Source organism: Bacillus sp. UNC437CL72CviS29 (genome assembly GCF_000482345.1).
Taxonomy (GTDB): Bacteria; Bacillota; Bacilli; order Bacillales; family Bacillaceae_G; genus Bacillus_A; species Bacillus_A arachidis.
The window spans coordinates 123,991-137,232 of the sequence record NZ_AXVB01000005.1; the positions used below are offsets into that span (position 1 = coordinate 123,991).

General features: G+C 32.1%; 13 protein-coding genes and 1 pseudogene. 11 read left to right on the forward strand and 3 right to left on the reverse strand.

Annotation, left to right across the window (positions count from 1 at the left end; translation table 11 throughout):
- The first annotated feature begins 26 nt into the window (after positions 1-26).
- Positions 27-524, forward strand: a complete 498-nt coding sequence (locus M014_RS0105805; RefSeq protein WP_026590873.1) for an SRPBCC family protein — start codon at positions 27-29, stop codon at positions 522-524.
- A 622-nt stretch (positions 525-1,146) separates the two neighbouring features.
- On the opposite strand, the gene M014_RS0105815 is transcribed toward M014_RS0105805, so the two are convergent.
- Positions 1,147-2,832, reverse strand: coding sequence for a M3 family oligoendopeptidase (locus M014_RS0105815; RefSeq protein ID WP_026590874.1), 1,686 nt, complete (start codon positions 2,830-2,832; stop codon positions 1,147-1,149).
- Positions 2,833-3,012: 180 nt separating this feature from the next.
- Positions 3,013-3,113: pseudogene (locus M014_RS30590) on the reverse strand (EamA family transporter); the annotation flags it as partial.
- A 121-nt stretch (positions 3,114-3,234) separates the two neighbouring features.
- Here M014_RS30590 and M014_RS0105820 point away from each other — a divergent pair.
- The 6 genes from M014_RS0105820 (at position 3,235) to M014_RS0105850 (ending at position 8,131) form a co-directional block, all read left to right on the forward strand.
- Positions 3,235-4,608 carry an aminotransferase-like domain-containing protein gene (locus tag M014_RS0105820; protein ID WP_026590875.1) on the forward strand — a complete coding sequence of 458 codons (1,374 nt, stop codon included), beginning with the start codon at positions 3,235-3,237 and terminating at the stop codon, positions 4,606-4,608.
- 22 nt (positions 4,609-4,630) lie between these two features.
- Complete coding sequence (locus tag M014_RS0105825; protein ID WP_026590876.1) at positions 4,631-4,978, forward strand: hypothetical protein; 348 nt, start codon at positions 4,631-4,633, stop codon at positions 4,976-4,978.
- A 10-nt stretch (positions 4,979-4,988) separates the two neighbouring features.
- The gene (locus tag M014_RS0105830; RefSeq protein ID WP_026590877.1) at positions 4,989-5,867 is read left to right on the forward strand and encodes an SDR family oxidoreductase; all 879 of its coding nucleotides are present in this window, start codon (positions 4,989-4,991) and stop codon (positions 5,865-5,867) included.
- A gap of 154 nt (positions 5,868-6,021) precedes the next feature.
- A complete protein-coding gene (locus M014_RS0105835; RefSeq protein ID WP_155924320.1) occupies positions 6,022-6,474 on the forward strand; it encodes a CHRD domain-containing protein in 453 nt (150 codons plus the stop codon).
- Between the two features lie 354 nt (positions 6,475-6,828).
- Positions 6,829-7,383, forward strand: coding sequence for an undecaprenyl-diphosphatase (locus M014_RS0105845; RefSeq protein ID WP_026590879.1), 555 nt, complete (start codon positions 6,829-6,831; stop codon positions 7,381-7,383).
- 250 nt (positions 7,384-7,633) lie between these two features.
- Entirely contained in the window at positions 7,634-8,131 is a 498-nt protein-coding gene (locus tag M014_RS0105850) for a DUF421 domain-containing protein (protein WP_026590880.1), read from the forward strand.
- A 29-nt stretch (positions 8,132-8,160) separates the two neighbouring features.
- On the opposite strand, the gene pdxR is transcribed toward M014_RS0105850, so the two are convergent.
- The gene (gene pdxR, locus M014_RS0105855; RefSeq protein WP_026590881.1) at positions 8,161-9,597 is read right to left on the reverse strand and encodes a MocR-like pyridoxine biosynthesis transcription factor PdxR; all 1,437 of its coding nucleotides are present in this window, start codon (positions 9,595-9,597) and stop codon (positions 8,161-8,163) included.
- A 148-nt stretch (positions 9,598-9,745) separates the two neighbouring features.
- Here pdxR and M014_RS0105860 point away from each other — a divergent pair, with 148 nt between their 5' ends.
- From M014_RS0105860 to M014_RS0105880, 4 genes are all read left to right on the forward strand, one after another.
- The gene (locus M014_RS0105860; RefSeq protein ID WP_026590882.1) at positions 9,746-10,669 is read left to right on the forward strand and encodes a DMT family transporter; all 924 of its coding nucleotides are present in this window, start codon (positions 9,746-9,748) and stop codon (positions 10,667-10,669) included.
- A gap of 212 nt (positions 10,670-10,881) precedes the next feature.
- Positions 10,882-11,409 carry a cysteine hydrolase family protein gene (locus tag M014_RS0105865; protein ID WP_026590883.1) on the forward strand — a complete coding sequence of 176 codons (528 nt, stop codon included), beginning with the start codon at positions 10,882-10,884 and terminating at the stop codon, positions 11,407-11,409.
- Between the two features lie 208 nt (positions 11,410-11,617).
- Positions 11,618-12,076: a GNAT family N-acetyltransferase gene (locus M014_RS0105875; protein WP_026590884.1), complete on the forward strand. Its 459-nt coding sequence runs from the start codon at positions 11,618-11,620 to the stop codon at positions 12,074-12,076.
- A 354-nt stretch (positions 12,077-12,430) separates the two neighbouring features.
- Entirely contained in the window at positions 12,431-13,141 is a 711-nt protein-coding gene (locus M014_RS0105880) for a class I SAM-dependent methyltransferase (RefSeq protein ID WP_026590885.1), read from the forward strand.
- Positions 13,142-13,242: the final 101 nt, after the last annotated feature.

Here is a 13,242-nt window from a genome sequence, read left to right on the forward strand (position 1 = left end):
CTGTGATTTTAAATGGAGGTATGACAATGTTAGCTTTAATAGAAAAAGTAGATAATGGATATGTAGCTCAATTTAATCGTCCGTTACATTATTCAGTAGAGCAAGTTTGGGCTGTATTAACAGAAAATGAAAAGCTAAAAAGATGGATGCCGAATCTTTACATAGAAGATTTGCGACAAGGAGGTAAGATAAAATTTGATATGATGGATGGTTCTGGAGAATTTATTAATATTGATATTTTGCGATGTCAAATAAATTCTGTATTAGAGTTCACATGGGGAGAAGATCGAGTTCGATTTGAGATACATAAAGATCAAGAAAATTGTTTATTAATATTAAAAGAGTTTATCCACGAAATAAATGATCATACACCAAAAGATTTATCTGGGTGGCATGTATGCTTAGAAATTTTTTCTTCTGTATTAGATGATACTGAAATGGAGTTTCCAAAAGAAGAGTGGGAAAGATGGTATAAGAGATATGAATTAGTAATGGATAAAATCAAAAATGAGAGAGTAAATTAATTGTATTATTATATAATAATTTCATATTAAAAAAGCGCATATACGACAGAAAGAACATTGTGCTAATATTTATATTTGAGTAGGGGATAATGTGCAGTTTGAGAATATAGTAGGGGGATAATATTGACGAAGAGTATACCGATATTCTTTATCCTATGTATCTTTGTTATCATTATTATAAATATTAAAGGGAATAATAAGAAAAAAACGATACGAATCCATCTCTAATGTGTATAGAAGGTGCTAAGTACATAAATTCAGTGGTACTATCTCAAGATAAGCAACCTCTACCAAATATTAAAGTTTATGAAGAGGCTATTAGTGAAAAAGAGCTTGCAGTTACAAATTCAAAAGGAGAGTTGAAATTTACGACCAGTGTTTGTAGTAAAATTACTTTAATATTTATTACCTAAAATGGAGATATATTTACAAAGAAATATGATAGAAATAATATACCTGAAATTATTCAGTTGGATTAGCATAGCTAATAAGATCACTATAATTTTATTATGTAAACATATAACGGATTAAATAAGACTCTGATTTTGAAATTACTTTTTCAAAATTAGAGTCTTTTATTTAGTAGAGATAAGTTAATGCCGTACAAGGTTTTCTTAATTATTTACAGTATCTCTAGTAACTTTAATTCCTCTTCTACAAAATCTATTACTTCTTTTATTGTTTTACTAGAAAAATCAAATTGGATTCCAGCGGCTTCATATATTTCTTTTACAGATTTAGAACTACCTAAAGATAATGCCTTTTTATAGTTTTGCAATGTTTGCTGAGGGTTTTCTTTATACTGTTTATACATTTGTAAGGCGCCGATTTGTGCGATTGCATATTCGATATAATAGAAGGGAACCTCAAAAATATGTAAGACAGATAACCATTGTGCGACGATCCAACTTTCATGCCCATTTATATTTACTACGCTTGAATTATATGTTGTAGAGAGCTCTAAAAACTTAACATTTCTTTCTTCAGCGGTATGATTTGGATTCTCATACAACCAGTGTTGAAATTGATCGATGATAAGCGTAATGGGTATATACTCTATAATTTGTGTTAATTGCTCTTGTTTAGCTTGTTTGAGTTCTTCTTTATTACTATAAAAAACATCCCATTTATCCATTGTAAATAGTTCCATTGTCATACTCGCTAATTCAGCAGTTTCCATTGGTAAATGCTGATATTGGTGTATTAAAATATCTTTCATTAAATCGTGATGAATACAGTGACCCATCTCATGTAAGAAAACAACAACATCATCTTGTGTTGTTGTTAAATTCATAAAAATAAACGATAACTTAGATGAAGGTAAATATTCACAAAATCCACCTGGTGCTTTTCCTTTTCTGCTTTCCAAATCTAGATTGGTATGCATTTTTTCTAGAAGAGCTGAAAAACTCGAATCGATTTTCGCAAAAATTGTTTTACTTTTTTCTATTAATTCATTTTCACTTTTTACAGGCTGTAAAGGCTTATGCTCTATAGGTACAGCATGTATATCCCACGGGCGTAATATATCTACTTGAAGCTTTCCTTGTAGTTCCTTATGTATTTTTTCTTGCAACGGCACAACGTATTTACGAATAGATTCAGCGAACGCATTGCATTGCTCGACAGTGTAATCAAAACGCTCGTATTTTTTAAACATGTAGTCACGATAATTCGTTAAACCAACATTCCTAGCTTTTTTTGTTCGAAGTATAATTAACTGGTTTAAGATTTCCTGAATTTCATTCTCTACGGATAGAAATTTTTCAGAGATAGCAGTCATCGCTTTTTGACGAACATTTCGATCTGGGTCTTGTAGATATACCCTTAATTCAGAAATGTTTACTTCTTCGCCATTCCACATAGAAGTGAGGTTGCCTGTGATTTCAAAATATTTTGTGATTAACTCATCTTCAGTAACTTCTAGACTAATATTTTCTTCGTTAAAGAGTTCTATCGTATTTTTAATCTTTGTATCTAAGAATCCAAACTGAGAAGAATTTAATTGTAAACGGTAGGGTGATTCATAATATTTTTGATCTAATAGACTTTTATAACGTTTTAATATAGGCTGTACGTGTTTTTGATCAAAGTCAAAAGTTTCTTTTGCTTCTATATTATTCGTATTTTGTTGAAAGGCAATATAATGTTGCATGAATTGTTCATTGATAGAATTTAAAGTCTGTGATTGTTGTATTAACCAATTCTCAAGTTCTTGACTAGAAGATATTGAGACGTTTACTAGTATATCCAATTCTTTTATTAATTCATCTATATTACTAATATTGATAGGTATTGCCTGCTGCATGAAATATCCCTCACTTTTTTATTTACTAATAGAGGTATTCTTTTCTTTTATACGAATTCCTTTTTAACCAGGAAGTTCATACTTACTACACCAAGAATAATACTCCTGTAGTAATTGTAATTAATGTAGATAGATTGTTAAAGACATTCATTTTAGCTACTTTAATATAAGAAATATTCCGCTTGTAACTGTTAAAGCTAATTTCACAAATATAAATTGAAATCCTGTAATCAATATATATATAATTATACAACTACATACACTTTAGTTGTATTTTTCATTATTTTACCTCATATAGTCAATTTATTACCGGCCATATGCACATGGTAATTTTTCTGAGTCGATGCTACAATGTGAACAAATACAGACTGTACCGGTACGCAATAAACAAGAGGTGTAATCATGTATAAATATTTAAAGGTACTAAATGATTTAGAAAACATAATTCAAAAGGGAGAAATGCAAGAAGGGAAGAAACTTCCATCTATACGTTCGCTTGTGACGCAATATGGATGTAACAAAGCAACAATCATACGTGCGCTTCATGAATTAGAGAAGCGTCATATTATTTATTCCGTACCTCAAAGTGGATATTATGTAGTGAAGAGAATGGGGATTTATGAGGAAGATGAAACGGAGAATATTGATTTTGCATCTTCAGCTCCAGACCCTGATGTATTTCCTTATTTAGATTTTCAACATTGTATTAATAAGGCGATTGATACGTATAAGAATCATTTGTTTATATACGGTACACCCAAAGGGTTACCATCGTTAATTACAGTTGTGCAAAAACAATTAGTAAACTATCAAATTTTCACAAAAGAAGAAAACATCTTTATTACTTCGGGAGTTCAACAAGCTCTCGCTATATTAACTTCTATACCCTTTCCAAATCAAAATGAAACAGTACTTATTGAACAGCCAAGTTATCATTTATACATTGAATATTTAGAAACAAATCGAACCCCTGTAATTGGTATAAAACGTACTGCTGAAGGTATTGATTTAATTGAGCTAGAAAGAATATTCCGAACGGGAAAAATTAAATTTTTTTATACAATTCCAAGGTTTCACCATCCACTTGGCACTTCATATTCTAAGAAAGAAAAAGAAAAGATTATTTCTCTCGCAAGAAAATACAATGTATTTATAGTAGAAGATGATTATTTAGCAGATTTAGAACAAAATTCGAAGATAGGCCCACTATATAGTTACGATAATTCTTCACATGTAATCTATCTAAAAAGTTATTCAAAGATTGTTTTCCCTGGATTACGTGTAGGTGTGGCAGTTATTCCTCCTTCTATTGCAGCGTTGTTTCATAAATATAAAAAGCTATTAGATATTGATAGTTCGATGATTTCCCAAGCTGCGTTAGAAATTTACATAAAAAGTGGGATGTTTGAACGACACAAGCAAAAAATTCAATCATCTTACTATGCTAGATCTAAAGTGCTATCAGAAACATTAGAAGAAGTTTATAAAGAAAATCAACATTTGTTTACATATAAAGGTGAAAACAACATAGGAATACATACGTGCTTATCATTACATAAAGGTATTGCTAAGGAAACACTTATTAAAAGCCTAAGAAAAAATCAAATATTTATTGATGCTATTGATAAAAATTATTTGTCTTCTTTCCATAAGGAAACACTTTTAAAACTAAATGTATCAAATGTGAAAGAAGATAAAATCGCGGTAGGAATTCATAGAGTAATCGAGGAAATGAAACGAGTAAGTCGTGTAGATTTCCATTTTAAGAAAGGCTAATTCTTTATATAGGAGGCTTAGTATGAAGAAAAACGTAATAGTCTTGTTGATATGTATGGTGGTAGGAATCGGAGCGATAGCAATTGTGATATATAATAAGAAAAGTGAACAATGTATAGCAGTTGCTATTCAAATAAAATCCGTTGTTGTAGATCATAACAACATGCCTTTAGCAAATGTTAAAGTTTATGAGGGTTCAATTACAAATAAGGAACGTGCTATTTCAAATTCACAAGGTGAATTTGATTTTTATTCTGGTGTTTGTGGTAAGATTACTTTACAATTGGTTACTCCAGATGGGGAGAGCTATACGCAAAAATATGATAGAGAAAATGTACCTAAATTAATTCAATTGGAAAATGAACATTGAGGAGAATAATATGAAACCATTACAAGGAAAAGTGGCAGTAGTTGCAGGAGCAACACGTGGTGCTGGAAGAGGAATAGCGATGATGCTCGGTGAAGCCGGAGCGACTGTATATGTAACAGGGAGAAGTACAAAAGGAAATTTATCATCAATGGGAAGAACGGAAACAATTGAAGAAACAGCAGAACTCGTTACAAAACAAGGCGGAAAAGGAATTGCCGTTCGTGTGGATCATACAGTAGAAGCAGATATTAAAGCACTATTTAATAGAATCCAAGAAGAACAAAACGGAAAACTTGATATTTTAGTAAATGATGTTTGGGGCGGCGATCCGCTTACTGAATGGGAAAAAGATTTTTGGGAGCATGATTTACATAACGGCTTGCTTATGCAACAACGTGCTGTCCATTCACATATGATGACAAGTTATTATGGTGTTCCGCTTATGGTGAAAAATAAGAAAGGACTTGTTATTGAAATTACAGATGGGATTGATTATCAGTACCGCGGTAATTTATATTATAGCTTAGCGAAAATCTCAACAATTCACTTAGCAGAAGCGATGGCAAAAGATTTAGAGAAACATGGTATTACTGCAGTTGCGGTAAGTCCTGGCTTTCTCCGTTCTGAAGCAATGTTAGATTTATTTGGTGTGACTGAGGAAAATTGGCAAGAAGGTGTAAAGGAAGATCCTCACTTTATCGCATCTGAAACACCTTTCTTTGTAGGAAGAGCAATTGCTGCTTTAGCAAGTGATTCAAACGTTCATAATAAAACAGGGAAAGCGCTTAGTTCATGGGAGTTGGCGAGGGAATATGGGTTTAAAGATATTGACGGAAAACAACCTGATTGGGGAAAATATTTCGAAGAGAATGTGTTAAAAGAACAATGAGTATTATATAAAATTAAATGAAGGCTAAGAACCCTTTATAAATCGGTTTTTAAGTCTTCTTTTTTGTTATTACAATCCTTGCTGATTAAATAGCTTCCTTTTTTATGTTCACCTTCTTTTTATAGTTAAAACGAACAAGCTATTTTTTTGTCTAATGAATAATATATGGCATCAAATAAGTAAGGAAGTGAATCACACATTGTCCCAATGTTTTATTGCTAAATTAGGAGGCCGGGAGGAAGTGCCCTCTGTTTGTACAAATGCTTTTGGAATAGCACAATTTAGAATTAATGATGATTTTACGATACTTCCATTCAAACTGGTAGTGCATGATATAGAACGAGTGACTGCTGCTCATATTCATTTAGGAGAGGGAGTAGAAAATGGTCCAGTTGTTGTTTTTCTATTTGGTCCGGTTACACGAGGAATTAGTGTAGATAGAGGAGTGGTAACAGGAACGATTACAGCATCTGATCTTGTGGGTCCTTTACAGGGAATATCATTACTGGATCTCGTAAGAAAGATGGGTGCTGGTAATACTTATGTAAACGTTCATACGGAAAAACATCCAAATGGAGAAATTAGAGGACAGATAAAAAGATTTTAAAATTTCTTAACTGTATATTGTTAGTGCAGAATATAATCCCCTATTTTTTCTTATAAGTATGATGACAAAAACCTTTAGACATAATTATGACTAAAGGTTTTTAATGTGGGGAAATGTATACAGGACCAACAATTTTAAAGGAGGTTAAGTTCATGGAAGATAATAAAAAATCGATCCTTGCTTTTATCGTGTTAGTTTTAGGTTTAGTGTTTTTTGTTGGAGGTATGGTTTATAGCTTGTGGGGACCATTTTAAATTTGTTCGTGACTAACTGACCCGGGGTAATCCAGTCATAAATTCCTTTTTATTAGTTAGGTTAAGTTATATATTTCGAACATAAAGGAGAACATTAGCAATGAATTATATACTATTTAAAGCGATAAATGGTCTTGCTAGAAAAGGAACTACTATGGATACGATAATGATTTTTATCTCACAGAAGACTCGATATTTATACCTTTTCATATTAATATGTATGTGGTTTAGAAACAATTTCTACAAAAAAATTATTTTGTATGCAGGAATTTCAGCAGGAGTCACTTTAATTATAAACCGTATCATCCAAATTTTTTATTTTAAACCTCGGCCTTTTATTGTTCATCGAATTCGTTTGCTTATTCCATCAAAAAATAATTCTTCATTCCCAAGTAAACATACTGCTTTAGCTTCTGCTGTAGCAACTTCCATTTTACTTCATGAACGTTGCATGGGCTCTATTATGTGGTTATTAGCAATTTTGACAGGTTTTTCACGTGTTTGGGTAGGGCATCATTATCCATTTGACATAATCGGGAGTGCTGTTATAGGTAGTCTAATAAGCATTGTTATTGATAAAAATACATATACGTTTCAATCTTTTATTACTTGGGTTATAAAGATGTATTCATCGTTTACAAAATTATTTAAATGAAAAGAAGCAGCAACTCTCCTTTTCTATTCTCAAAAATTATACCCGATATAAAGAGAACATCCACTTCTTTTTGTGAAATTTGAAACAACCTAGTAAATAGATGAGGAGAAATAGGAATTGACTAGGATAACCAAAAACTAGGCACGACTAGTATATACTTGTTTTTAGTTTTTATGTGCTGTGTGAACAATAAAGAACTGGATCAATGGTAATGCTATTTATTAATTACCATTAAAGGAATGGATTGTTGATGAATATTTTTTTTGAAAGCATAATTTTAATTGTTACGGGTATCCTTGCGTTAAAATTAACCGGAAGTAAATCTGTTAGTCAGATGACACGAGCTGAGATTATTATTGTTGTCTCCATTGCGCGTATTATTGTAGAGCCGGTATTAAGTAGGAAAGTAGGGCCATCAATCCTTGCAGCTTGTATATTTTCAGGCATTTTACTTGTTATTCATTATGTAGAAGTGAAATCAAGGGGGATAGAAAAATTTTTAAATGGTAATAGCATTGTTATTGTTGAGGATGGAGAAATTTTGAAAAATAATTTGAGACGTACGAAAATAACAGAACAGCAATTACTTATGTATTTAAGAGAACAGGGAATTCATGATATAACAACATTACAGCAAGCAACAGCAGAACCGAACGGTCGCATCGGATATCAATTAACAGCTGGCGCGCAGCCGGTTACATGTGAAATGTTAGAAAAGATGTTGCATCAATACAATCTGAAAAAATAGTTAATATGGGGTATATTAACTATTTTTTATTATTTTAAGGAATGTAGTAATACGTTATGAAGTCTTTTTAACCCAATCAACATGTCTTTTTCATTCAACATGGAGTAACTAATTCGTAAATAGTTATAGTTTGATTCATGATTCAAAATACAGGCCGTTCCTGGTAGGAATGAAACATTCACTTCATTCGCTTTTTTCAGTAGCATAAAAATATCAATTGAATTCGGAAGTGCTCCCCATAAATTAAAGCCACCTAGAGGTTTTTGAAAATAAACTTCTCCTGTTTGAAAAGTTAATATTTCTAGTGTTGTATCGCGTCTTACTTGTAAAGCAGTACGCAATTTTTCTAAATGGTTTTTCATTCTTTCTGCTCGTAAAAATGGAAGAAGTGCTTTTTGTGTCAATAATGGACTGCCTATATCCATCGAAGCTTTCACAGCGTATAACCATTCGAAAATAGGACCTTCTGCAGCTAATGCTGCAATACGAAGGCCTGGTGCTAATGTCTTACTGAATCCTTTTAAGTATATAACATGCCCGTTTGCATCAAAGGTTTTAAGTGGAGCTGGAATTTTAGCACCCTCAAAATATATTTCTCCAAAAGAATCATCTTCAATTATAAAGAAATGATATAGCTCCGCTAGTTCTACAAGTTCCATTCGTCTTCTTTTACTCATAACAGTACCTGTAGGGTTTTGAAAAGTAGGATTTACATAAATTAAAGTCGGCTTCTTTTTTTGACAAACTTCATCGATTAAATCAGAACGAATCCCTTGTTCATCAAGCTCAATTGGGATGATTTGAACCCCTTTATTTATAAATACATCGATTGCGGCACCATAGCACGGGCTCTCTATTATAACTGTGTCACCTGGTTTTAATAATGTTTGAGCAATTAAATCAATTCCTTGCTGAGCACCACTTGTAATTAATAAAGTAGAAGGGGCTACAGATAGTTTTTGATAATCCTTTAAATATCTTGCAATTTCTATTCGAAGTTCTTCATCTCCTTGAACTGATCCATAAGTTGCCAATATCATTTGATTGTCCGCTATTATTTTTTGCATTTCACCCGAAAGAAAAGGATTAGGTAAAAGCCGAGGATAAAGAATAGCTTGTGAAAAATCATAATGCTTTCTATGTTGATTCATTACATATTGAGATCGCATGACATTGATTGATTTTCTATGTTGCCAATCATATGGCTTCGGCTGATTTTTCCGATTTATCGGTTTATGTATATACACACCTTTTCCTTGCTGAATATATACATATCCTTTCGTTTCTAACTTTTTATAGGCTTTACGAACGGTTAATATGCTTATCTGTAAATCATCCGCCATAGAGCGTAATGAAGGTAAAAGATCCCCATTTGATAGCATTCCACTTTGAATCCGCTCAACGATTTGCATATAAATTTGTTGATAGAATGGTATGTTAGATTCTTTCCGCAGTATAATCTTCATCAGCTCACCTAAGTTTCTTTTTAATTTAATTAAATCCAAAAACATATGCAGAAGCAACTATAGATTTATCAAACTGTTATACGCCTTGATATACTGTTATACACTGTTTCCTCTATACTCATTTCAAGACTACAAAGGAGGAAATGAAATGGTCATTTTTAATTATATTTTAATTTGTATCATTTTCGGGACAACATTTTTAACAATTAAAATTGGGATTGAAGCGGGGACGCCACCATTATTCTCGGCGGGAATTCGTTTCTTTTTGGCAGGCGTTATTCTCATTATCATATTTTCCTTAAAACGGAAACATGTCATGCCATACTTGTTATCAAAAAGAATTATGTACGCTGGTTTTTGTTTAACCTTTATGACATTTGCAACGTTATACTGGGCAGAACAGTATATTTCTTCTGGATTAGCAGCTATTCTTTCTGCGACAGGGCCAATGATGATTTTGTTATTACAAGTGAAAAGAAATAAAACAAAATTACAAAGGGAACAACTTCTTGCACTAATCATAGCGATTAGTGGAGTTGTTTGTATTTCCTTACCAGGTATAGGTATGCATCAACATTTCACTTTTATATGGAGTATTGCTTGTTTTGTTATATTAATAGGGGAATTGTTTTATGCAATAGGCTCCATTTGTTCAAAAGAAATACTTTCAGATTTGCCAAAAGTATCGCCATTTCTTATTAACGGAATCCAAATGTTTTACGGTGGAGTTTTTCTGTTGATTACTTCTATTTTTACAGAACAGCCAAATCTAGCTATGCTAACATCTTGGAGTGTACAATGGCCCATTTTGTATCTCATATTTATTGGATCAATTGGTGGCCATGGACTCTATTATTGGCTCTTATCGAAAACAAATCCAGTTTTCCCATCAACTTGGCTGTATGTATCCCCATTAATTGCTGTTATTACAGGATACGTATTTTTAGGGGAACCAATTAATCCGTTAATGGGAATCGGAGCATGTCTCATCTTGATTGGTGTATTTTTAGCAAATCGCTCTACACTTGAAGGGTATTTTAAACAGGGAAGATTATTTAAAAAAGAAATGTAAAATTATATTTTGGTTGTGAAATAAAAGAATATTTTATCTTAATGCGCCTAAAAATGACAGAAAAAACAAATTATTAGATAGAGTTAGAACTTTTTATATGTTATAATTATATATTGTTTTTATAAAATGCCCTGTATATGATAGGGCTTTTTGGAGTTGTAAAGTGATAAGGAGAAAAATTATTATTCAACAAAGGGATAGGAGAGATACATGTGAAACAAGCATTAATTGTTATCGATTTGCAAGAAATCTTTTTTTCAGAAGAAAAAAATCACTTATATCAGCATGAACAATTACTTGAAAATGTGAACACAGTCATTAACTGGGCAAAAGTAAAGGAGATACCAGTAATTTTCATTCAGCATACAGATCAAAATTCATCAGATGAAATGGCGAAGGGGAAGTATGCCTGGGAATTACATAAAGGGTTGTACCGAGAAAGTAATGATATTGTTATAGAAAAAATCACATGGGACGCCTTCTATCAAACTACTTTAGAGGAAACTTTAAAAAAATTAGGTATAGAGCAATTAATTTTTGTAGGTGCTCAAACTGAATTTTGTTTAGATACGACTATACGAATTGCCTATAGTAAGGGATATCAACATAATTTGCTAGTAAAGGGTGCGCATAGTACGTTAAATAGCAAGCAACTTAACGCCAAGCAAATTATTGAGCACCATGAGTCTGTATGGAATAACCGTTTTGTGCAAATACAGCCGCTTGATTTATATAAGTAATGAGAGAAATCATGAAGCTTTTCCAATCCCATTAAACAACTTGAATAAAATAGGGACTAGATGTTATGATTCCCGGTATTAAAGAAGAACCGCTAGAGAATGCAATTGTTCCTCTTGAAATTAGAGTGCAAGCATCATTGAAAAAAGTCAGTATGTTTTTGAGTTTTAAAACAAGTACGAGGAAAATATTAATAGGAGGGGACGTCTTATGGAGATAAAAATAGATGATTTAACCGGTACTGCAGTAGAAAAATTATTGATGGATCATCTACAAAGCATGGCACTACATTCTCCCCCAGAAAGCAGGCATGCTCTAGATTTAGATGGATTGCGGAAAGAAGATATTACATTTTGGAGTGCATGGGAAGGTAATGATTTAGTTGGATGCTGCGCACTTAAAGAACTCAATAGTCAACATGGGGAAATAAAATCAATGAAAACATCTTCGTTGCATTTAAGAAAAGGTATTGCCAAGCGACTTCTTCAGCATATAATTGAGGAAGCAAAGCGACGTGGTTACCAAAGATTGAGTTTGGAAACAGGATCTATGGATGTCTTCAAACCGGCTAGAAGTTTGTATACAAGTATGGGATTTCAATATAGCAAACCGTTCTCGAAATATATAGAGGATCCAAATAGTGTGTTTATGGAAATGAAATTTATGTAAATGATGTAAATAACCGAAGAAATATTTGTATTTAATGAGAATGTATATCTACTTTATTTGTAATATTGTCGTAATAATCGTAATGATAATTCTGAAAAGACAGAATTACATTCTGGTTCTAAGGGTATTTCTAATTGTTTTGATGGATTTTAAGGAAGAGAAAGGTAAATACTTTTAAAGCAATATAAAAAGAAAATTAGGTATCTTTCTGCACGTTAAATTAACATAAATAGGCATAAGTAGAGAGTTCAAATTTATTTGGATTTAAAGTGTTGTTAACCCTAATGAAACACGAAGCAATCTAATCACTTATATAATTAGATTGTAAGAGTTAATTGGAAAGAAGGGGTTACTGTGAAAGAAATAATTAGTAGTTATGAAGATGTATTGAATATGTTAGATTCATTATTACGTGAACCAACTCAATTTTGGGATGGTTTTTATTCAAATCGTGAAAAAGAAGTTCCCTTTTTTACTAATAAACCAGATGAGAATCTCGTTAATTATTTCGAGAAAAAATTACTTAGTCCAGGAAAAGTTCTTGAATTTGGATGTGGTCCAGGCAGAAATGCAATTTACTTTGCTGAAAAAGGATGCTTAGTTGATGCAGTAGATTTATCACAGAAATCCATTCAATGGGCAACCGAACGTGCAAAGGAGAAAAATGTAAATGTAAATTTTATTTATAACAATATCTTTGACTTAGAAATCAAAGAGAATACATACGATATTGTGTACGATTCAGGATGCTTTCATCATATTGCACCACACAGAAGAATGAATTATATAAATTTGGTGAAAAAGGCTTTAAAACCAGGTGGTTATTTTGCAATCACTTGTTTTGTTCAAGGCGGAGAATTAGGTGGGGCAGACATAACGGATTGGGAAGTATACAAACTACAAAGTCTTAAAGGTGGATTAGGATTTACAGCTGAAAAACTTAGAGCCATTTTTAGTGACTTTTCTGAAGTAGAAATACGTAGAATGAAGGAAATAAATCAATCAAACCCAGTTTTTGGTGTTTCTGGACTGTGGACAGCTTTATTTATGAGTAAAAAGAATTAAGTGAATATAAAGTAATATCAACGGAAGAAATATTTTTTTCAAAAAAGAAAACAAAGTCTTTCTGATAACTCAATCTTTTTTTAAGCAACATAATGAAACCC

Bases quoted from the DNA above. Each gene is read 5' to 3' on its own strand.
- M014_RS0105845 (WP_026590879.1), top strand. From the start codon at position 6,829: ATGAATTATATACTATTTAAAGCGATAAATGGTCTTGCTAGAAAAGGA.
- M014_RS0105830 (WP_026590877.1), top strand. From the start codon at position 4,989: ATGAAACCATTACAAGGAAAAGTGGCAGTAGTTGCAGGAGCAACACGT.
- M014_RS0105875 (WP_026590884.1), top strand. From the start codon at position 11,618: ATGGAGATAAAAATAGATGATTTAACCGGTACTGCAGTAGAAAAATTA.
- M014_RS0105860 (WP_026590882.1), top strand. From the start codon at position 9,746: ATGGTCATTTTTAATTATATTTTAATTTGTATCATTTTCGGGACAACA.
- M014_RS0105835 (WP_155924320.1), top strand. From the start codon at position 6,022: ATGAATAATATATGGCATCAAATAAGTAAGGAAGTGAATCACACATTG.
- M014_RS0105805 (WP_026590873.1), top strand. From the start codon at position 27: ATGTTAGCTTTAATAGAAAAAGTAGATAATGGATATGTAGCTCAATTT.
- pdxR (WP_026590881.1), bottom strand. From the start codon at position 9,597: ATGAAGATTATACTGCGGAAAGAATCTAACATACCATTCTATCAACAA.
- M014_RS0105815 (WP_026590874.1), bottom strand. From the start codon at position 2,832: ATGCAGCAGGCAATACCTATCAATATTAGTAATATAGATGAATTAATA.
- M014_RS0105820 (WP_026590875.1), top strand. From the start codon at position 3,235: ATGTATAAATATTTAAAGGTACTAAATGATTTAGAAAACATAATTCAA.
- M014_RS0105825 (WP_026590876.1), top strand. From the start codon at position 4,631: ATGAAGAAAAACGTAATAGTCTTGTTGATATGTATGGTGGTAGGAATC.
- M014_RS0105850 (WP_026590880.1), top strand. From the start codon at position 7,634: ATGAATATTTTTTTTGAAAGCATAATTTTAATTGTTACGGGTATCCTT.